The sequence below is a fragment of the Nocardioides litoris genome, assembly GCF_006346315.1.
Classification (GTDB): Bacteria; Actinomycetota; Actinomycetes; order Propionibacteriales; family Nocardioidaceae; genus Nocardioides; species Nocardioides litoris.
This window is the reverse complement of the sequence record NZ_VDMR01000003.1, coordinates 18,338-38,040: the sequence shown is the minus strand read 5'-3', so window position 1 is coordinate 38,040 and position 19,703 is coordinate 18,338. Positions and strand designations below refer to the sequence as shown.

General features: G+C 71.6%; 18 protein-coding genes and 1 tRNA gene. 7 read left to right on the top strand and 12 right to left on the bottom strand.

The genetic code is table 11. The features are described from left to right. Positions 1 to 25: 25 nt before the first annotated feature. The 3 genes from FJQ57_RS12345 to eccB all read right to left on the bottom strand — a co-directional run bounded on the left by FJQ57_RS12345 (position 26) and on the right by eccB (position 2,232). Positions 26 to 313, bottom strand: coding sequence for a WXG100 family type VII secretion target (locus FJQ57_RS12345; protein WP_139980713.1), 288 nt, complete (start codon positions 311 to 313; stop codon positions 26 to 28). Positions 314 to 324: 11 nt separating this feature from the next. Next, positions 325 to 639, bottom strand: coding sequence for a WXG100 family type VII secretion target (locus FJQ57_RS12340; RefSeq protein WP_139980711.1), 315 nt, complete (start codon positions 637 to 639; stop codon positions 325 to 327). Between the two features lie 120 nt (positions 640 to 759). Further along, positions 760 to 2,232, bottom strand: a complete 1,473-nt coding sequence (gene eccB / locus FJQ57_RS12335) for a type VII secretion protein EccB (RefSeq protein WP_170219419.1) — start codon at positions 2,230 to 2,232, stop codon at positions 760 to 762. 67 nt (positions 2,233 to 2,299) lie between these two features. Here eccB and FJQ57_RS12330 point away from each other — a divergent pair, with 67 nt between their 5' ends. Both FJQ57_RS12330 and FJQ57_RS12325 read left to right on the top strand, forming a co-directional pair. Then, positions 2,300 to 3,382, top strand: coding sequence for a type VII secretion protein EccE (locus FJQ57_RS12330; RefSeq protein ID WP_139980707.1), 1,083 nt, complete (start codon positions 2,300 to 2,302; stop codon positions 3,380 to 3,382). Then, positions 3,382 to 4,146 (top strand): hypothetical protein, encoded by a 765-nt coding sequence (locus tag FJQ57_RS12325; protein WP_139980705.1) that lies wholly within the window; start codon positions 3,382 to 3,384, stop codon positions 4,144 to 4,146. Before FJQ57_RS12330 ends, FJQ57_RS12325 begins: the two co-directional genes overlap by 1 nt. Positions 4,147 to 4,173: 27 nt before the next feature. Here FJQ57_RS12325 and eccD read toward each other — a convergent pair whose 3' ends face one another. Continuing rightward, on the bottom strand, positions 4,174 to 5,562 hold the full coding sequence (gene eccD, locus FJQ57_RS12320) for a type VII secretion integral membrane protein EccD (RefSeq protein ID WP_170219418.1): 1,389 nt from the start codon (positions 5,560 to 5,562) through the stop codon (positions 4,174 to 4,176). Positions 5,563 to 5,671: 109 nt separating this feature from the next. Here eccD and eccCa point away from each other — a divergent pair, with 109 nt between their 5' ends. The 4 genes from eccCa (at position 5,672) to FJQ57_RS12300 (ending at position 11,764) form a co-directional block, all read left to right on the top strand. Then, on the top strand, positions 5,672 to 9,646 hold the full coding sequence (gene eccCa, locus FJQ57_RS12315; protein ID WP_139980701.1) for a type VII secretion protein EccCa: 3,975 nt from the start codon (positions 5,672 to 5,674) through the stop codon (positions 9,644 to 9,646). A gap of 59 nt (positions 9,647 to 9,705) precedes the next feature. Next, positions 9,706 to 9,778: transfer RNA gene (locus FJQ57_RS12310), tRNA-Asn, on the top strand. A 69-nt stretch (positions 9,779 to 9,847) separates the two neighbouring features. After that, the gene (locus FJQ57_RS12305; RefSeq protein WP_139980699.1) at positions 9,848 to 10,075 is read left to right on the top strand and encodes a DUF3099 domain-containing protein; all 228 of its coding nucleotides are present in this window, start codon (positions 9,848 to 9,850) and stop codon (positions 10,073 to 10,075) included. A 132-nt stretch (positions 10,076 to 10,207) separates the two neighbouring features. Continuing rightward, entirely contained in the window at positions 10,208 to 11,764 is a 1,557-nt protein-coding gene (locus tag FJQ57_RS12300; RefSeq protein ID WP_139980697.1) for an LCP family protein, read from the top strand. A gap of 30 nt (positions 11,765 to 11,794) precedes the next feature. On the opposite strand, the gene FJQ57_RS12295 is transcribed toward FJQ57_RS12300, so the two are convergent. The 3 genes from FJQ57_RS12295 to FJQ57_RS12285 form a co-directional block, all read right to left on the bottom strand. Further along, entirely contained in the window at positions 11,795 to 12,607 is an 813-nt protein-coding gene (locus FJQ57_RS12295) for a DUF72 domain-containing protein (RefSeq protein ID WP_139980695.1), read from the bottom strand. Positions 12,608 to 13,264: 657 nt separating this feature from the next. Continuing rightward, complete coding sequence (locus tag FJQ57_RS12290; protein ID WP_139980693.1) at positions 13,265 to 13,915, bottom strand: DUF305 domain-containing protein; 651 nt, start codon at positions 13,913 to 13,915, stop codon at positions 13,265 to 13,267. An 82-nt stretch (positions 13,916 to 13,997) separates the two neighbouring features. Then, positions 13,998 to 14,537 carry a hypothetical protein gene (locus FJQ57_RS12285; RefSeq protein WP_139980691.1) on the bottom strand — a complete coding sequence of 180 codons (540 nt, stop codon included), beginning with the start codon at positions 14,535 to 14,537 and terminating at the stop codon, positions 13,998 to 14,000. Between the two features lie 114 nt (positions 14,538 to 14,651). Between FJQ57_RS12285 and FJQ57_RS12280 the strand changes: the two genes are divergently transcribed. Next, positions 14,652 to 15,368 (top strand): DUF4396 domain-containing protein, encoded by a 717-nt coding sequence (locus tag FJQ57_RS12280; protein WP_246081780.1) that lies wholly within the window; start codon positions 14,652 to 14,654, stop codon positions 15,366 to 15,368. A gap of 790 nt (positions 15,369 to 16,158) precedes the next feature. On the opposite strand, the gene FJQ57_RS12275 is transcribed toward FJQ57_RS12280, so the two are convergent. The 5 genes from FJQ57_RS12275 to FJQ57_RS12255 form a co-directional block, all read right to left on the bottom strand. Beyond that, complete coding sequence (locus tag FJQ57_RS12275; protein WP_139980689.1) at positions 16,159 to 16,851, bottom strand: hypothetical protein; 693 nt, start codon at positions 16,849 to 16,851, stop codon at positions 16,159 to 16,161. A gap of 56 nt (positions 16,852 to 16,907) precedes the next feature. Next, on the bottom strand, positions 16,908 to 17,558 hold the full coding sequence (locus FJQ57_RS12270; RefSeq protein ID WP_139980687.1) for an anti-sigma factor family protein: 651 nt from the start codon (positions 17,556 to 17,558) through the stop codon (positions 16,908 to 16,910). Then, a complete protein-coding gene (locus tag FJQ57_RS12265) occupies positions 17,555 to 18,046 on the bottom strand; it encodes a sigma-70 family RNA polymerase sigma factor (RefSeq protein WP_246084129.1) in 492 nt (163 codons plus the stop codon). Before FJQ57_RS12265 ends, FJQ57_RS12270 begins: the two co-directional genes overlap by 4 nt. A 133-nt stretch (positions 18,047 to 18,179) precedes the next feature. After that, entirely contained in the window at positions 18,180 to 18,788 is a 609-nt protein-coding gene (locus FJQ57_RS22975) for an alpha/beta hydrolase (RefSeq protein WP_211348906.1), read from the bottom strand. 126 nt (positions 18,789 to 18,914) lie between these two features. Continuing rightward, positions 18,915 to 19,466, bottom strand: coding sequence for a uracil-DNA glycosylase (locus FJQ57_RS12255; protein WP_170215389.1), 552 nt, complete (start codon positions 19,464 to 19,466; stop codon positions 18,915 to 18,917). Between the last annotated feature and the right edge of the window lie 237 nt (positions 19,467 to 19,703).

Below are 19,703 nucleotides of genomic sequence, written 5' to 3'. Positions count from 1 at the left end.
CGTCGGTCGGCCCGCCGGCCTGGCCTCAGGACCAGGTGTTGGTGGCGGCCTTCTCGGCGTTGGTGTAGTTCTGGTGCGCGTTGCCGACCAGCTGGCCGATCTGCTGGAGCGTGGTGGACATCTGCTCGGCGGCGGAGTCCCACTCCTGCTTGCACCGGTAGTAGGCCTCGCGGGCCTCACCGTCCCAGGTGGAGAGCATGGGCTGCAGGCTGGCCTCCAGGTCGTCGAGCGTGCCGACGAGCTGGCCGTGCGTGGTCATGATGCCGGCCTGGCCGCCCTCGAGGGAACCAAAGTTGACGCGGATCTCGCTCATGTGTCTGCTCCTCAAGCCTCGTTGATCTGACCAGCCATGCTGGTGATGTTGGACGTCTCCTGCTCCTCCTGCGTCGCGTACGTCTTCTGCGTCGCGCCGAGGGCCTCGTGCATCGCGCGGAGCGCGTTGTTGATGCGGTTGGCCTGAGCCTCGAAGTTCTGGTGCAGGACGCCGAAGGCGTTGGACGCCTCACCGCCCCAGCCGCCGCGCATGGTGTCGACCTCGGTGCGCAGGGTGTTGATCTGGCCCTGCACCTGCTCGGTGGTCTCGTTGACGGCGACGGCACCTGCCGCCATCGCCTCCTGGCTGGTTCCGAATCCGGCCACGGTGGGTTCCTCCTTGGTTGGTGGTCACGTGACCACATGCCTTCCCGGCGACCACACCCCTAAACCGCACGAATCCGCGCGATCTTCGAGGCCTCCGGGGCCGAGCTCGTCCGGAGACGGTCAGGAGCCGGCAGCGCCGGCGACCGGGGCGGGCTCCTCGGCCCCGGGGTCGAGCACCTGCGGTCGCCTGGCGTCCTCACGGTCGAAGCCGGGGCCGTCCGGGATGACGGCGACCAGCTCGTCAGGGAGCGTCTGCACCTGGTCCTCGGAGTACCCGAAGCCGCCGAGGGTCGCCAGGTCGGTGGCCGGGAACCGCAGGCCAGGGCCCAGCACCAGGTTGACGGCTGCGGCCTGGGGCGTCCTGGCGAGCAGCCCGGAACCCGTGCGCACGTCGACCCGGTCGACCAGCCCGGCCGTCGCGTTGGGGCCGTCGGCCGTGGGCGGACGGGTCGCGGGGTCCGTGCGCGGCACGCCCAGGACTGCGGGCTCACCGCCGCCGTCGCGACCGTCGAAGGTGGCGCACACCCCGACCTGGTCGACGGCGTCGTCGCTGAGCTCGGGCGTGGCGTCGGGGAGCCCGCGCGTGAGGTCGTTGAAGTCGGCGACCTGCTCGTCGGACGGAGCCGCCTCCACGATGTCCGCCTCGGGGAGGGACACCGGCGGCGCCGGCTGCTCGCGCTGCGGCAGGGCCAGCAGGAGCTCCGCCTGCAGCGACGTGACCGGGATCAGGCTGTCCTCACCGACGACGACACGCTGGTCCTCGGGATCGGTGTCGGAGGTGACGAGCTGGCCCACCTCGAGCGCCCGGCCGGCGACCTGGACGGGCTGACCGCGTCCGGGCACCTCGAGGGGCGCCAGCGGGGTGGGGCTGACCGGGAGCGCGGCGAGGAAGGAACGCCCGACGGGGACGGCCTGGTCGGCCGAGAACAGGGCGTCCTCCACCCGTTCGTTGGCGATCGGGTAGCGCACGCCCCCGAGGAGCAACGAGCTCTCGTCGGGTTCGCCCGACGACGTCAGGGTGGTGACCAGGACCCCGGTCCCGTCGGGGAGAGGATCGGGCGCCTCGCCCGTGCCGACCTCGAGCGAGACCTCGGTCCGGGCGCTGGCGTTGCCCTCGGCGGAGGCGGACTGGGAGCACAGCACCACCGGCGCCTGGATCAACGACTCCTCGGACGGGACCGAGTCGGGCAGCCCGGCGATCCCGATGGTGTCGCCCGGCGGGAGCTCGTCGAGCTTGTCGCTGCGCACGAGCTCGACCTTGACCTTGCCCTGGGACCCTGACGCGAGCACGGCCGACGGGTAGTTGAGGACGGGGTGGAGCTCCTCGCCGAGGATGACGTAGCGGGCCCCCGTGTCGCGCTCGACGATGACGACGCCCTCGGCCTTCCACTGGTCGCCGCCACCCGGGCGCAGCAGCCCGATGATCGCGAACACGGCCGCGACGGCGATGGCCACCATCACGCCGCTCAGGGTCATGACGACGAGGCGCCGCATGGGCGGCTCGACCGTGTCGGGCTCGCCCGTGACGAGTGCGGACATGGCCCGCCGCGTCATGAAGCGGTAGGCGTGCAGCTGGTCGCGGCGGGTCTGCACCGACGGCTCCTTCGTCCGGCACGACAGGGACCCGCCACACCCTACGGCTTCGTGCATACTCGGCCGCATGTCGCGGTCGGTCCTCGTCCAGCTCGTGCTGCTGGAGGTCGCGGTGGCGGGCGTGCTGGTCGGCCTCGCCGAGGAGGGGCTCTGGCTCCCCGTCGGCGTCGCGGTGGCCGTCGTGTGCCTGGTGCTGCTGCTGCCGTGGCGCCGCCGCAGCCTCTACCGCTCGCTGCGCTCCTCCCTCGGCATGCGGGCGCGCCGTCGCGCGCTCCGCGGCTCCGGCATCGCCTCCCTCGTCGGCGGGACCTACGAGGTCGTCACGGTCCCGCGCGGCAGCGGGGGAGTCTCGGTCGGCGCCGTGCGCGACGCCGCGACGTGGACGGTGGCGCTCGGGCTGCCCCTCCAGGACGTGTTCAACGAGGACCCGCCGGTGCCGGTCGACGGGTTGGTCCGCCTGCTCACGGTCGAGGACGTGCCGTTGTCCAGCGTCCGGGTCGTCACCCTCCTCTCGCCGCCCACCCCCGGCGGCGGCCAGGCCCCCGGCCTCCGTGGTCCGGTCAGCCGGCTCGTCACCCGGTTCATGGTGCTCACGCTCGACACGCGGTACGCCGCCGAGGTGATCTCGCGGCGCGGGGGGAGCGCGGCCGTGCAGCAGGTGCTCCGGCGCTGCGTGCTCCGGGCCGAGGAGGTCATGAACGGTGCGGGCGTCGTCGTGCGCCGCCTCCCCGCGAGCTCGGTCGAGATGCACAACGCCGGCAGCCTCGGCCCGCTGCCACCCGGTCCGGACGGGCAGGTCCCGCCGGCCCGCGAGCACGCCGACCACGTCGCCGTCGGGGGGTCGGCCTCGATGACCTTCGCCCTGCGGGGCTCCGAGGCCGTCGCGCACGTCGACCACCTCGCGGCGTCCCTCGCCGCCCCGGTCGTGGCCACGACCGTCGCGGTCCAGCCCGGCCCGCCCCCGCACCGCGTGCCCGTCACCCGGGTGCTCGTGCGCGTCACCGGGCCCGAGCCCGTCGTGCGCGACGCCGCCCGCGCGCTGGAGGGGATGGCCCGCGAGCGCGGCCTCTCGATGGACCGGTTGACCGGGGAGCAGGTGCCCGAGCTGCGCGCCACCATGTTGCTCGGCGTCCCGGCAGGGGTGGCCTGATGGCACGCCACGCCGCGGGCCGCGGCCAGGACCCGTCGTCGTACGCCGCGCCGCCGCCCTTCACCGGAGCCCCGGCCACGCGCGGTGCGGCCGGCACCCCCCCGCCGATCGAGGAGCCGGCACCGGACGGCCCGCTGCTGCCCGCGGCCCTGAGCGGGGCCTACCTCGGCTCGGGCCGACGCGGACCCTTCGTCATGCGGCTGCTGCGACCCACGCCGACGCGGGTGCTCGTCTTCTCGGGTGGGTTCGCGGCGCAGCTGCTGACGCTGCGCTCGGCACTGTCCGGCGTACCTGTGCGGGTGCTGAGCGCCCGGTCGTCCGCGTGGGCGCCTGTGCTCCAGCACGGCGCCGACGCGCGGCTGCTGCCGGGGGAGACCTCGCTCGCCGGCCACTCGGGCCCGCTCGTCGTGGTCGACGACCTGGCCGAGCAGCGGCGGGCCGTGCGCGAGGTCGGCGCCTGGCAGTGCCTGCTCGACGTCCGCACGCTGCCGCACGCCGCCGGGCGTGACCTCGCGCTGGCCTTCGTCCAGGCCTTCGCCTCGGCCGACGTCGCCGTCTTCGGAGTGCTCAACCACGACCTCGCCGGTGCCGCCGCTCGGGTCTGGGGACTCGACGAGCGCACCACCTCCGAGCTCTCCGCGGGCCTGCCCGCCCAGGCCGTCGCCGTGGTCACCCGTGGCAAGGCCGCCGTGGTCCGGGTGGACGCGACACCCACCGAGGCCCAGGTGCTGCGCTCGGCGGTGCTGCACTCCGGTGCCCGCTGAGCCTGGTCGGGACCAGGACGGCCACGGTCAGAGCAGGCCGCGGATCCAGTCGTAGACACCGATGACGCCGAGGATCAGCGGCAGCACGGAGAGCACCAGGATGGCCTCGACGACGTCGGCCGCGCGCCCGCTCGGCGGGTTGTAGCGGCGACCAGGCAGCACGATCCCGAGCGCGAGCATGCCGAGGGCCAGCAGGCCCGCGGGCAGCACGACGGCGAGCAGCCGCATCGTGCCGTCGGTGTGCAGGGCGAGGTCGGCCAGGACGGCCACCGCGGCGACGGCTCCCGCGAGCAGGAGCGAGGTGCGCTGCGAGCGGCCGGTGAACAACCGCGCCCGGAGCAGGCAGATGCCGACCACGACGCCGGCCAGGACCTGGGCGGCCGTGCCGGCCCCGGAGAGGATGACCGCGCTGCCCCCGAGGACCGCGGCCAGCGCGACGACGTGGCCCGTCATGAACTGGTCGGCCCGCGCGGCCTGGGCCAGGACGCGGGTGCCCTCGACGGTGCTGGTGTCGGCCCGCAGGTCGGCGGCGCCGGTCGGCACGAAGGGGAGCGCGAGGCGCGAGAGCTTGAAGGCCACCATCGGGATCAGCGGCGAGAGCAGGAGGGCCACGCCCGAGGTGAACGCGGCCGTGGCGGCGACGTCGAAGTCGCCGAGGTCGGCCGCAGCGGCGCCGATCGCGGTCAGCAGCCCGGTGACGGTGACGGCCACGAAGCCGGGCACGCCGCGCGTGAGCAGGACCAGGCAGACGACCGAGACGAGGACGGCGGCCGCTCCGGCCGGCATCACCTGGGTGACGCCCCACGCCCACGGCTGCTCGTCGCCGCCCACGACCATCGCGCCCGCGACCGTGCCGGCGACGACCGCCCAGGTGGCCGCGGTCAACGCCGCGCCGTGCTGCTGGTAGGCCCGGTCGAGGGCCACCGCCGCGCCGACCAGCAGGATGGCGAGCCCGCCCGTGACCGCGGCCGGCACCGCCCAGCCGGGGCCGGTCAGCAGCGCGGCCACCACGACGAAGGCGGCCAGCAGGGACATCCCGACCAGGCAGGCCCGGGCGGTGTGGTCGGCGGTCCAGCGCACCGAGCGGGTCAGGACCCCGGTGGCCACGGCGTCCAGCACGTCGTCGTACGCGACCTCGGGCATCTGGGCCGACCGCATGCGCAGGTGCAGCACGTCACCGTCGCGCACGTCGCTGGCCCGCAGCGAGGTCGCGGGGTCGAGCGGTGCCTCGGCGGCGCGCTGCAGGACGAAGCCGCCGGCGGCGGCGCCCTGGTCGGAGACCTGGGGACCGAGCGTGCGCAGGAGCGTCACCATCAGCTCCGAGACCGTGAGGTCGAGCGGGACGGCGAGATCCAGGCGGGTCTGCGTGGTCATCACGGTCACCCGGCACAGGTTCGTCGTGGCAGTGGCGGCCACGGCACCTCCTTGGACGTCGTCGGTGGCGGTCGTTACCATCCTGACCCATCCGCAGCCCTGGCGCCGCCACCGGGCAGAGAACGGCGCGGTGACCCCCTCGGAGGTGCACGTGAGCACTCACCTGTTCCGGCGCCCGGCGCGCCAGAAGGCGCCCGCTGAGCCGCGGGGCGAGATCGTGCTCGAGTCCCCGCCCGAGCTGCCCGAGACCACGGTCGGCGGCGGCGCGGCCCAGGCGTTGATGGTGCTGCCGATGCTCGCCGGTGCCGGCGGCATGGGCCTGATGCTGACGGTGCGCAGCCAGGGCGGCGGCGGCAACAACACGCTGCAGATGGTGGCGATGGGCATGCTGGCCATCAGCTTCGGCGCGATGGCCCTCGGCGGCATCGGACGGCAGGCGGGGGAGAAGCGCCGGCAGCTCGACGCCGACCGCCGCGACTACCAGCGCTACCTCGTCCAGGTACGCCGACGCGTGCGCAAGGCGGCCGACCAGCAGCGCAAGGCCGCGCTGTGGCACCACCCCGACCCGGCCACCTTGTGGTGCATCGCCATGGGCACCCGGTTGTGGGAGCGGCGTGCCAGCGACGTCGACCACCTCGCCGTCCGGATCGGCCGCGGCCCGCAGCGGCTCGCGGTCGCACTGGTCACGCCCGAGACCAAGCCGGTCGAGGACCTGGAACCCATCTCCTCCGGTGCCCTGCGCCGCTTCGTCAGCACGCACAAGCGTGTCTCCGACCTGCCGGTCGCGGTCTCCCTGCGCGCCTTCGGCCTCGTCAGCATCGACGGGCCGGTCGAGGACGCCCGGGCCCTGGCCCGGGCGATGGTGGCCCAGCTGGCCACGCTGCAGACGCCCGACGACGTCCGCATCGCCGTGTGTGCAGGTCGCGCCGCCGCGGGCCGCTGGGAGTGGTTGAAGTGGCTGCCGCACGCCCTGGCCGACGAGGACGACGCCGTCGGCCAGGTGCGCCTGGTCAACGAGGACCTGCTGACCATCGAGTCCCACATGGGTGACGCGCTGCGCAACCGGCCCCGGTTCGGGGCGGAGGCGACGGCCGACGGACCCCACCTCGTGGTGATCCTCGACGGTGGACGCGTGCCGCCCGAGGCCCAGCTGACCTCCGGGCTGGTCGCCGGCGTGACCGTCATCGACATCCGGGCCGTGCTGCCCACCGACCGCACCCAGGGCGTCCTGCGCCTGGAGCTCGGCGGGGGTTCCATCGCCATGGTGCGCAAGGAGGGCCGCCAGGGCGAGGTCACCCGGTCGACCATCGGCGTTCCCGACGCCCTCTCGCTCGTCGAGTGCGAGACCCTCGCCCGCTCCATGTCGGGCTACCGGATGTCGTCGGGCTCGGCCGAGGAGCCCACCGACCTGCTCACCGTCGACATGACGCTGCCCGAGCTGCTGCGGCTCGGCGACCCCTACCTGATCGACGCCACGACGACGTGGCGCCCGCGCGCGCCACGCGACCGGCTCCGGGTGCCGATCGGCATCGGGCCGTCGGGCCAGCCCATCGACCTCGACATCAAGGAGTCGGCCCAGGGCGGCATGGGCCCCCACGGCCTGGCCATCGGTGCGACCGGGTCGGGCAAGTCCGAGCTCCTGCGCACGCTCGTGCTCGGCCTCGCCGTGACGCACACGCCCGAGATGCTCAACTTCGTGCTCGTCGACTTCAAGGGCGGCGCGACCTTCGCCAGCCTCGACGTGCTGCCGCACACCTCGGCGGTCATCACCAACCTCGAGGACGAGCTCATCCTCGTCGACCGCATGAAGGACGCGATCGAGGGCGAGATGGTGCGCCGGCAGGAGCTGCTGCGCGCCGCGGGCAACTACTCCTCGCTCAAGGACTACGAGAAGGCCCGCGAGCAGGGCGCCGACCTGGAGCCGCTGCCGTCGCTGTTCATCGTCGTCGACGAGTTCAGCGAGCTGCTCAGCGCCAAGCCCGACTTCATCGACCTCTTCGTCATGATCGGTCGCCTGGGCCGCTCGCTCGGCGTCCACCTCATGCTGGCCTCGCAGCGCCTCGAGGAGGGCAAGCTGCGCGGCCTCGACACCCACCTGTCCTACCGCATCGGCCTGCGCACCTTCTCCGGCGCCGAGAGCCGGTCGGTCCTCGGTGTGCCCGACGCCTACGAGCTGCCCAGCGCCCCCGGCCACGGCTACCTCAAGGAGGCCACCGAGGGCCTGGTGCGGTTCCGGGCGGCGTACGTGTCGGCGCCGTACAAGCGCACCACGACCGTCACCGCCGGCGGGTCGGGCACCCGGGTCGAGGACCGGGTGCTGCCCTACCAGGTCGACTACATCCCGGTGCACGAGGAGGCGGCCCCCGAGGAGCAGGTCGTCGAGGCTGCGCCGACAGGGCCGAGCGAGACCCTGATGGACATCATCGTGGGCCGGCTGCGGGGGCACGGGGCGCCGGCCCGCCAGATCTGGCTGCCGCCCCTCGACGCGCCGCCGTCGCTCGACGCGCTGCTGCCGCAGCTGGTCACCAGCCCCCGCGGCCTGCACCCGCAGCGCCAGGACCCGGCCCGCTTCCTGAGCGCGCCGGTCGGCATCGAGGACAAGCCCTTCGAGCAGCGGCGCGACCCGCTGTGGGTCAACGTGTCCAACTCGCACATGGTGGTCGTGGGCGGCCCCCAGAGCGGCAAGAGCACGATGCTGCGCTCGCTCATCTGCAGCCTGGCCCTGACCCACACCCCGCAGGAGGCGCAGTTCTACTGCATCGACTTCGGCGGCGGCACGCTGACCAGTCTCGGCGACCTGCCGCACGTGGGGTCGGTCGCGACCCGGCTCGACCCGGAGCGCCTGCGCCGCACCGTCGCGGAGATGCGGGCCCTGCTCGACGCCCGCGAGGCGACGTTCACCGAGCACCGCATCGACTCCATGCAGACCTACCGGCGGATGGTCCAGGCCGGGCGGCTGCCGGGCGACGGGTTCGGCGACGTGTACCTGGTCGTCGACGGCTGGGGCACGATCCGCTCCGACCACGAGGACCTCGAGTCCCAGATCACCCAGATCGCCACGCGCGGCCTGGGATTCGGTGTGCACATCGTCGTCTCGATCCAGCGGTGGCTCGAGCTGCGACCGGCCATCCGTGACCTCATCACGACCCGGCTCGAGCTCCGGCTCGGCGACCCGGCCGAGTCCGACGTCGACCGCCGGGCGGCCAAGAACGTCCCGGAGAAGTCGCCCGGTCGCGGCCTGAGCCGCAACAAGCTCCACTACCTGACCGCGCTGCCGCGCATCGACGGCTCCGACGACCCCAGCACCCTCGGCGACGGCGTCGCCGACCTGGTCAAGCAGATCAGCGGCGCGTGGTCCGGCCCGGCCGCGCCGCAGGTGCGGCTGCTCCCGCGCAAGATGCCGTACGCCGAGCTGCCGGCCCCCGATCCGGAGCGCAACGCGCTGCCGATCGGCATCGACGAGGAGACGCTCTCGCCGGTGTTCGTCAACTTCGACGCCGAGCCGCACTTCCTCGTGCTCGGCGACGTCGAGTCCGGCAAGTCCAACCTGCTGCGCACGATCGCCCGGGGCATCACGACGCGCTACACGCCCAAGCAGGCCAAGATCGTCACCTTCGACTACCGCCGCGGCATGCTCGGCGCCATCACGACCGGGCACCAGCTGGCCTACGTGATGAACTCCGCCGACGCGCCCGAGATGGTCAAGCAGATCGCGGCCGCGCTGCGCGAGCGGTTGGCCGGGATCAAGGTCGACCCGACGGCCCAGGAGGTCCCGCGCTGGGAGGGGCCCAAGCTGTTCCTGCTCATCGACGACTACGAGATGATCGCGGCGATGCAGCCCAACCCGATGCACGCCCTGCTCGAGTTCCTCCCGCAGGCGCGCGACATCGGCCTGCACGTCGTGCTGAGCCGGGCCGCCGGTGGCTCCGGGACGGGCGGCTTCGAGCCCATCCAGAAGCGCCTCAAGGAGCTGGGCACGCCCGGCGTCCTGCTCTCGGGCTCCAAGGAGGAGGGCGTGGCCCTGCACGGCAACAAGTTCGAGCCGATGCCGCAGGGACGGGGCAAGCTGGTCGACCGCCGCATCGGGACCAAGGTCATCCAGAGCCCGCTCATGAGCCTGAAGTAGGCGAGCGGCATCCCGGTTTCGGATGCCGCGCGGGCCTTGCTAACGTATGGCCCGCACGATCCCCTGTAGCTCAACTGGCAGAGCATTCGGCTGTTAACCGGAGGGTTGTTGGTTCGAGTCCAACCGGGGGAGCAAGCGACGAGGGCCCGGGCCGCCACGGCGGTCCGGGCCCTCGTGCGTCTGCGGCGTACCGTCGAGGGCGTGGAGAGGGCGACCCGCCGGCGTGCGTACTTCTGGATGATGGGCACCTGCGTGGTGCTCATCCTGCTGGCGTGGAACCTGGTGCGCCTGTGGTCGACGACGGCCGCGGTCGTGATGACGATCGTGGCTGCGGTGATCCCGCCGGCCGCGGCCGTGGTGGCCAACCTCGGCGCCCTGGACCGCTCGGCCCCCGCGGCCGGCGACGAGCTGCCCCGCCGGCCGCGCTGAGACCCGGGCGCCACCGGCCCGAGTGCCGGGTCCGCACGCCACCCGGGTGCTAGTTTGTGGCGCCGGACCGCCCGGCGCGCGAATGTGCGCCCTCCCGACGCGAGGACGTCCCACCGAGATGAGCCACCACGCATGAGCGACCCGGTGGGCAACGACCCCGAGTCCCGTCCGGCCGGCGGCAGCCGCCGGGCCGCGCGGTCGTCGCGGTGGCCGGGGCGGCTCGGCCGGAGCACGGGGGGAGCGCGCGCCCGCCGCGAGCGGCGCCGCGCCCGCGGCTTGGCCGGCACGGTCGGGCTGACGACCCTCGGGGCCTTCGTCCCCGGCTCCGGCTACCTCCTCACCGGGCGCCGCGCGCTCGGCGCGGTCGTGCTGCTCGCCTGGCTCGGCGCGGTGGGCGGGCTGGTCTGGTACTTCGGCCGGGGGCTCGACCAGGCGCTCGACCTGGCCTTCAACCCCACCGCCGTCCGCTTGGCCGCGGTCGGGCTCGGACTGGCTCTGCTGGCCTGGGCGTTCGTGGTGGTCACCTCCCACCGGATGATCCGTCCCCGGGTGCGGCCGCGCTCGCACACCGTGCTCGGGAACGTGCTGGTGGTCGCGCTCGTGCTCGTCGGCGCCGCCCCCGTCGTCCGCGCGGCGCAGTACGCCGCCGTGACGGCCAACGGGGTCGAGGACGTGCTCGACGAGAACCCCGAGAGCGCCACGGCGCCCCGGGGCGTGACGGCCGAGGACCCCTGGGCCGGGCAGGAGCGGGTCAACGTGCTGCTGCTCGGCGGCGACGGCGGCGACGACCGCACGGGCGTGCGCACCGACTCGGTGATCCTCGCGAGCATCGACACCCGCAGCGGGCGCACGGTGATGTTCAGCCTCCCGCGCAACATGATGTACGCCCAGTTCCCCGAGGGCTCGCCGCTGCACGACCTCTACCCCGACGGCTTCCGCACCGGCCAGGGCGACGACGGCTTCGACATGCTCAACGCGATCTACGGCCAGGTGCCACAGCTGCACCCCGGCGTCCTCGGCACGAGCGACAACGAGGGTGCCGACGCCGTCAAGCAGGCGGTCGAGGGCAGTCTCGGCATCCCGGTCGACTACTACCTATTGGTCAACCTCAAGGGCTTCCAGTCCGTCGTCGACGCCCTCGGTGGCATCACGGTCAACATCAACGAGCGGGTCGCGATCAACGGCAACCAGTCCGCCGGCATCGAGCCGACCGGGTGGCTCGAGCCCGGCCCCGAGCAGCACCTCGACGGCTTCCACGCCCTGTGGTTCGCGCGAGGTCGCTACAGCTCCGACGACTACGCCCGCATGGACCGCCAGCGCTGCGCCATCGACGCGATGATCGAGGCGGCCGACCCCGCCACGCTCTTCACCCGCTACGTCGACATCGTCAAGGCCGGCAGCGAGATCGTCTACACCGACATCCCCCGGCGCATCGCGCAGGACTTCGTGCAGCTGATGCTCAAGGTCAAGGAGGGCAAGATCCGCTCGGTCGTGTTCAAGCCGTCCGCGCAGTTCAGCTCCAGCGACCCCGACTACGACTACGTGCGCGAGACCGTGGCCAACGCCCTCGACCCGCCGCGACGGCCGGCGGGGACGCCCAAGGTGCGGCGGGCGGAGAACCCGGTCGACGTGTGCGCGTGGAACCCCGTCGACGGCGAGGGGACGACCGGCTCGGCCGCCGCCGACTGACCCGGCACCTGCGGCCCGGGCCGGCTCGGCTCAAGACAACCGCTCCTGCAGGGCCAACGCGTCCCACGGCGCTCGCCCGCGGGCGTCGTTGTCGAAGAAGACGTACACGTCGGCCTCCCGGGCCCACGCCCGGCACCGCTCCGCCCACCGGTCCAGCGACCCGGGGGAGTAGCCGCCGGCGTACAGCTCGCCCTCGCCGTGCAGCCGGACGTGGACGACGTCGCTGGTGACCGCGTCGAGCTGGGGCCACCGTTGCGCGGAGTCGGCGACGACGCAGCCCACTCCGTGCCGGCGCAGGAGCGCGAGGGCCGCCGGCTCGCCGAAGCTGGGGTGGCGGGGCTCGAGCACGTGGCGCAGCGGCCGGTCGACGGTGGCGGTGGTCAGGGCACGGTCGTCGGCCAGCCGGTCGTCGTGCCGGGCGGCGACCTCCGCGGCCCTGGCCGTGGACCGCGGCAGCAGGTCGAGGAACGCCTCCATCCGGTCGGGGTCGAAGGACAGCCGCTCCGGCAGCTGCCACAGCACCGGGCCGAGGGCATCGCCCAGGGCGAGGAGCCCGCTCGCCAGGAAGTTGGCCAGCGGCACCTCGACGTCGCGCAGCTTCCTCAGGTGGGTGATGAAGCGGCTGCCCTTGACGGCGAGCTCGACACCGGGCGGGAGGACGTCGCGCCAGGCGGCGTACGACGTGGGCCGCTGCAGGGCGTAGAACGAGGCGTTGAGCTCGATGGCCCCCATCCGCTCGGCGCACCACTGCAGCTCGTCGCGCTGGCGCAGGCCGGGCGGGTAGAAGTCGCCGCGCCAGTGCGGGTAGCTCCACCCGGAGACACCGACGCGCACCTGCCCCACCTCGCCGAGGCTGGCACGGGCGCCACCGGACCGCGGCACCCGCAGGGGCGGGCACGGTCGGAGGTGCACTAGCGTGGGCGCGCCACGGGGCGGTAGCTCAGCCGGTCAGAGCAGAGGACTCATAAGGCCAAATTTGCCGTTCTAGAAAACTGCTGGAGGTCGACGGTCATTGCCGAAAACCCCCTCTGACCTGGACGAACGTCTCGGAGTGACGATGCGACGGTGATGACCATTTGTGGTCTCAATCGGTCGGTCGTGGCTCTGATGCGGACTATTTGCGGACTGCTGGCCCTCGGGCAACCTGGACCGGCTTCGTCATCGCGTGGATTTCGCTCGAGGCCGTCGACGAGCAGTTTTTGCGGACAGGTTTGCGGACTGATTGCGGACCAAGTGCAGCCTAGGCCAATACGCAACTTCAACTCCTTTGCTCGTCAGATTCTCGGAGTCGACTTGCCAAGTTTGCAGCAGGCTCCTGGTCCTGAGGGGAATGGTCACGACGTCGCGTTGCGCCCCTACGGCGGCATGATCGGGCGTTTGGCGTTCTGACGAGCCGAGCGGACAGTCGTGGCGTGGCTCTACAACCTGGCGTCCTGCTCACGGACCTATCGCCGTGAGTGCTCGGCGTCAGACCGTCGAGCACTCACGGCCAACTAGATCTCAGTCGAGCAGTGTCTTCATGGTCTCGATCTCTGCGCTCTGCGACTCGATGATGTTCCTGGCGAGGTCGATAGCGGGCTTGTACTGACCACCTTCTGTCTCAGTGTTCGCCATCTGCACGGCTCCGGTGTGATGCTCGATCATCATGGTGAGCCACATGTCCTGGAACTCGGAGTCGGGGGCGGATTCCAGGGCGGTCATCTCGTTGGCGCTCATCATGCCGGGCATGTCGGTGTCCATGCCTTCCATCGAGTCACCCATGTCGCCGGAGTCGTCTATGTCGTGGTCGGCGTTGGCGTGGTCGCGCATGGTGGCGGGGACTTCTTCGTCCCAGTCGGTGAGCCAGCTGCTGAAGCTCTCGATCTCGGGTGCCTGAGCCTCACGGATCTCATCGGCGATGGCTTGGACTTCGGGGTCGAGGGTGCGGCCCTGGGTCAGGTCGACCATTGACAGTGCCTGTGCGTGGTGCTGGAGCATGTCGGAGGCGAAGGTGACGTCGGCGTCGTTGTGCTCGGTTGCGGACGGCTCGGTGCTCGCCGAGTTCGGGTCGCCGGTGTCGTCGCCGCAGGCAGCGACGGTGAAGGCGAGGGTGAGGCCGAGGGCGGTTGCGCCAAGGGCGCGAGACGTACGGACGGTGCGGTTGGTGCGCATGATGGGTTCTCCTGTTGGGTGCTGACGGGTGGGGTCGCGTGCCGCGCCTCGGCGTTGTCGCGGGAAGGCGGCTGGCTACCTGTCAGCACCTGATGACGGAGAACTCCCATGTCGGTGGTGGTCCGGTCGCGAGGCGGGCTGTCGTTCGTGTGATGACGGCGCAAAAAGCGGGAAGGCTGGTGCGCCAGGTTGCACTGGTACGGCCAAGCGCAAGAAGGAGGAGAGTTGCTCCGGCTGCGGCGGCGAGCATGACGGCGCAGAGCATGACCATGGAACCCGTCTGACCGCCGTGACCGTCGCCCGTGGCGGCGACTGCGGGCGCATCGACAGCAGGGGTAAGGGCGGTGTGGGAGGCGGAGGACGAGGCCCCGTAGCGGTGGCTCATGCCGCTCATGCCGCTCATGCCGCTCATGCCGTTTGTGGCGGCCGTCGGGACTGACGAGTTGGTGCTGGGCATCGCGCTCATGCGGGTCATGCCCGGACCGTGATGGGTCCCGTGAGCCGTGAGGACATGCATCGCGAGGATCCCGAGAACGATGGCGGCGACAGCGACGACGAGTCCGAGGCGCGCGCGTTCGCGGTCCTGTTCAGCATCAGGCCGGTTTGCCGCGGCGGTGGTCATGGTGTCACCTCCTGCGGCCATGTTATCGAGGACTGTTCACCCACCGGAATATACCCCCCCTGGGTACCCGTTAGGCCCGACATCTGACCGATGCCACGAACGGAGCGACGAGCGATGAGCGACACGCCTCACCAGACCCACATCAGCCACCACACCGACCACCACACCGAACACGAGGCGCACGGCGGGCACGGCGGGCACGGCGGGCACCATGACAATGGGTCGATGGCTAACCGCGCAATGGCCGTCAGCGCCACGCTGCACTGCCTCACCGGCTGCGCGATCGGTGAGATCGCCGGGCTCATGATCGGCACCGCCGCCGGGCTGAGCAACGGGTGGACCATCGTGTTGTCGATCGCCTTGGCGTTCGTGTTCGGCTACACCCTGTCCACGCTGCCGCTGCTCAAGGCCGGACTCGGTGTCGCTACCGCGCTCAGCGTCGTCCTTGCCGCCGACACCGTCTCGATCGCGACCATGGAGGTCGCCGACAACGTGGTCATGGCCCTTATCCCAGGCGCGATGGACGCGGGGCTCGTGAACGTCACCTTCTGGGTCGGCATGGCGATTGCGCTGACCGTGGCCGGGTTCGCGGCCTACCCGGTCAACAAGTACCTGCTTGCCCACGGCAAGGGCCACGCCCTGACCCACGAGTACCACGGTGCGAGCGGCCCGACCGAGGGGTTCCGGGCACACACTCCGTCCCTTGCCACCAGCACGCTTGTCGCAGCCATTACTGCGTTCATGCTCGGCGGGTTGGTCGTCTCCGTGGCTGATTTCATGGGTTCAGACCAGGACTCGGCGCATAACCCAACCTCCAGCAGCACCCACTAGGGACCGCCGTCATGCTCCTCACCCTCACCTGTCACAGCTGCGACCACGCGGTGTCGGCCGACGACCTGGAGCACCTCGTAGCGCAGACCACGCCATGGCCACGGACACACTTCAACGCCACTTCGCGAGCACGTCATCGTTAAGATTCGTCGGGAGAACCCTGAAGTACCCGCAGGCGACTGATGTCGAGCCCGACTTTCGGCAGTGTCGGGCGCTTGTGCCAGGTCCTCGGTTCACCGATGGCCGTGGCCGGGACGGTGTGCAGTCCGCAGGGAGTCCGCAGAACAACCGCAACAGGCGCTAGAGGACACCGAACGTCCATGACTTCAGTGCAGGTCAGCGCATAAGCCCGCAATCCCCGTCACCGACCGTTCCGTCGTGGTCAGTTTTGGATCAACGACCCAACGGTGGTTCATTAGAGATCGCTGAGCTTGGGTCCGCGACACAAAAGGACGCCGCCTCAACGCGCCGCTCATAACCCAGAGGTCGCAGGTTCAAATCCTGCCCCCGCTACAAAGTGAAACAGCAGGTCAGAGGCGGGTTCGGAGGGATCTGACGCCGGCCAGTGCTCCGGTGACGGCCCGTGGTGATCATGCGCGAAAGCTGGCACGGTGCTGGCGAGGGTTGTGGCGCTCATCGAGGCTTCGGGTAGGCGGTCAGGCCTCTTACTGATTCTGCCTTCCCCGTCCGGCTGAAGTGCGGTGCCCCTTGGGTTGCCTCACTCCAATTGCGAGGCATGCGCCTTGGGGTGCAGCGGTGCCCGTCGGCGGTAGGTGGATTCAGATTCGCCTCAGGGCGCGCCGTTGATGCGGAAGTCGACTGTCTCGACCTTGGAGGCGACGCCGATGGCTTCGAGGTCGCGGCGGTCGATGCGGCCGTCGGCGTTCTGGTCGGTGACGACGGCGGGTGCGTCGTTGTAGATGCCGTCGTGGTTCAGGTCGTCGATGACGGCGACGGTCAGCGTGGTGGTGACGTCCTTGCCGGCGATCGGGGCGCCGACGATCCAGGTGTCCCTGAGCTCGACGTCGTTCTTGGAACGGTCGGTGACGCCGGTGAGGTTGAACAGGTTGGCCAGGTTGGTTCCCGGGCCGGAGAAGCCGGGCAGGGTGTTGTTGGTGGTGCTGGTGAGCACGACCAGGCCGGGCATCCGGTCGTCGGTTCCGGTGGAGAAGGTGCCGGGGAACGGAGCGGTGTTGTTGTGCGCGAGCGGACCGGTCAGCTGGTTGGCGGTGAATCCGGTGCCAGCGAGCGAGGTGTCGTCGAATTCGATGTCGAGGTCGACGAACCACCCGGCTCCGCCGATGCCGGCGTTGTCGCCGCGTCCGGGGGCGAGGATCTCGACGTCCACGGTCTTGGCCGCTTGCTGGCGGTCGCGGTGGCCCGGTCCAGGGGTGGCGGAGGCGCCGCCGGCGGTGGCGGCGTAGGTGCCGGCGAGCGCTGCGGTCACGGTGAGAGCGGTCAGGGCGGTGGCGGTCTTCTTCATGGTGGGTCCCTTTCGTCGGATGTCAGGCAGGAGTACGCCGTCTCCCGCGGATCGGTTCACCTGGTTGCGGTGGAGAGCACTAAATCGCCGTCGGAGTCGGTGACGCGCACCTGGGCCACGTCTTGGGGGGCGAGTGCGGCGGCCCCGGTCACCTGCGCCTCGCCGTTGTCGGTCGATCCCCAGGTGGCGACCTGCTGGCGCTCCCCTTCGGGCGAGACGAGCCAGGCGACGAACTGCTCGTCTTGTGGGAGCCCCCGCAGGTCGAGGTCGACCGACGTGCCCCACGGCTTGGCCCTCAATGAGGTTGCTCCGGTTGCGCTCACGCCCGCCGGGGCGCTCAGGGCGAGGGTCGTGGAGACCGGTTCATCGGGTCCGAGGACCACCGCCGTGCCGGCACCCGCTCCCGCGACCAGCACGACCGCGGCGGCAGCGGTGAGGAGCAGCCGGCGTCGACGACGGGTCCGCAGGGCTTCGATCGCGTCCCCCAGGCCGGCGTCGGGAGTCACGCGGAGCGCGGATGCGGGCGCCCCGGCCCGCAGCAGCGCCGGCAGCCCGGCGTACGTCGCGAGCTCGTCGCGACACGGCGCGCAGGTCGGCAGGTGGGACTCGAGCTGGGCCCGGTCGTCGGCGTCGAGACCGCCCAGGACGTAGGGACCCAGCAGCTCGCGCAGCCGGGTGTGGGCCCGGTCCTCCTCGTGCTTGTTCATCGCTCGACTCCCATCTCCTCGAATGCGGTCCGCAGGATGCGGATCGCGTAGTACGAGCGTGACTTCACGGTGCCCGGGCGCAGTCCGAGGGTGGTCGCGGCCTCGGTGACCGTGGCACCGCGGTAGTAGAGCTCGTCGACCACGGCCCGGTGCTCGGGTGAGAGCCGGTCCAGCGCCTGCACGACGACGTAGGCGTCGACGAGCGCGTCCGCACGGTCACCGACCGCCTGCGCCGCGACGGTGTCGTCGTCGCCGACGAGTCGTGGGCGGCGCTCGTCGGCGCGCCACAGATCGATCACCAGGTTGCGGGCCACCGCGAACAGGTAGGCCCGCGGGTCGCCGCGGGTCGGATCAATTCGGTCGAGATTGCGCCAGCCGCGCAGCATCGTCTCCTGCACGACGTCCTCGGCCCGGCCCCGGTCATCGACCAGGCGCAGCACGAAGGTCATCAGGGCCGTCCCGTGCCGTAGGTAGAGCTCGGTCAGCACCCGCTCGTCGGCCTCGGCCGTCGTCCTTCCGGGTGCCCGAGAGCCAGGGCGCAGCGATCTCACGATCCTGGGTACGACTCGCGCTCCGGATCGGTTCACCGTGTCGCGCCACGCACGTCTGCTCCGCGCGGTCTCATGGGGCAGCGAAGCGCTTGAGGCGTTGGAGCATCGCCTCGAGGACCGGACCGGCCTGGTCTGTGGCGAAGATGTTCTGCGCGTGGGCCGAGCCCGGCAGGATCGTCACCTCGTTCTCCTCACCGGGGGAGGAGGCGGCCAGCTCCGTCGAGACGTTGGCCACGGGCTCGTCCTCGCTGGCCACGAAGAGCTTCGGCTCCTCCCCGAGACCGTCGACCGTTGCGTTCGGCGACAGCAAGATCAGCTGATCGGCCAGACCTGGGTCCTGGCTCGCGAGATCGAGGATGGCATCGGCCCCAGCGCTGGCCCCGACGAGCGCAACGTCAGCGACTCCCTGATCCTGCAGCAGTTCTACCGCGGCGCGAATCGCATCGGAGTCGATGTCCTCGACCGCGACCACGGTGGCTCCCTGGTCGGCGATCGCGACGGCTTGCTCCTCCCAGCTGGCAGCGTCGAAGGCGGCGCCGTGCGCGAGGACGACCCCGTAGTCGCCCTCGCCCCATCTCAGCGCTGGGGAGCCGGCCACGGAGATCGTCTGTCCCGAGGAGTCGCCAGCCGGGCTGCTGGTCGTCTCGGGTGCCCCTCCGCAGCTGGCGAGGGCCAGCACGACGAGAGTTGTCATTGCGGTTCGCCTCAGAGTCCCGAGCATGTCCGCCACAGTAGGTCGCCTGGTGGCCGACGTGCGCCTACGAGGGGTCGGCGGCAATTGGCTTCGCACCAGGGAGTGGGCCGCTCACCGGCAGAGATCTGCGGCTCGTTCCAGTGCGGCGGTGGTCCGCTGGAGAGCCTCCTGGCGCCGGTGTCCGTTGACGGGTGAGGGATGGGGAACGGCCAGGGTGGGGACGACGACCGGATGCTCGGCGAGCGTGAGGTACCTCATCCAGCCCTCGAGCGCCGCGCTGCCGAGGGGCACGACCACCCGGAGGTCGACCAGCTCGGCGAGCAGCGCGCTCAAGGCGGGCCGGGCGTCTTCCAGGTCATCGACCCGGGGGCTGCGGCGCCGACCATCAGGTCCGGTCAACGCCCAGGGGACGACGTTCCACCGCAGGCACTGCGCCGGGTCGAGCCTGGAGGGGGTCAGCGCCCGACGGACCTGACGGGTGGTGGGATCGTCGTTGTCGAGCGAACTGAAGCCGAGGTCGCCCGCGGCGACCGTCCTGGGCCCCGGCGCCTCCATCAGCAGCAGGACCTGGGCGCGGGTGCCCGCGCCGTCGGGGTCGAACCAGGGCACGAACCTGGAACTGCTCGGGCCTGCTAACCGCCACCGTTCGGCGAGCTCGTTCAAGCGGCCAACCGGGTCGTCGTGGACGCGCGCTCGTTTGCTGGCGGGGTCAGCCAGCACGGTGTCCGCTCCAGCCCACGGGCGCAACACCGACAGCCAGGCAGATGCCCGCGAATCCGGCGGCCAGCGGGAGCGGGAACGCCTGCTCATCCCGTACATGCGGCGGCGACGTCACAAAGGAAACCCTATGCCGAACCAGCGGCGAGCCATGTGCCCGCACCCGGCTCCACTTCGTGGGCC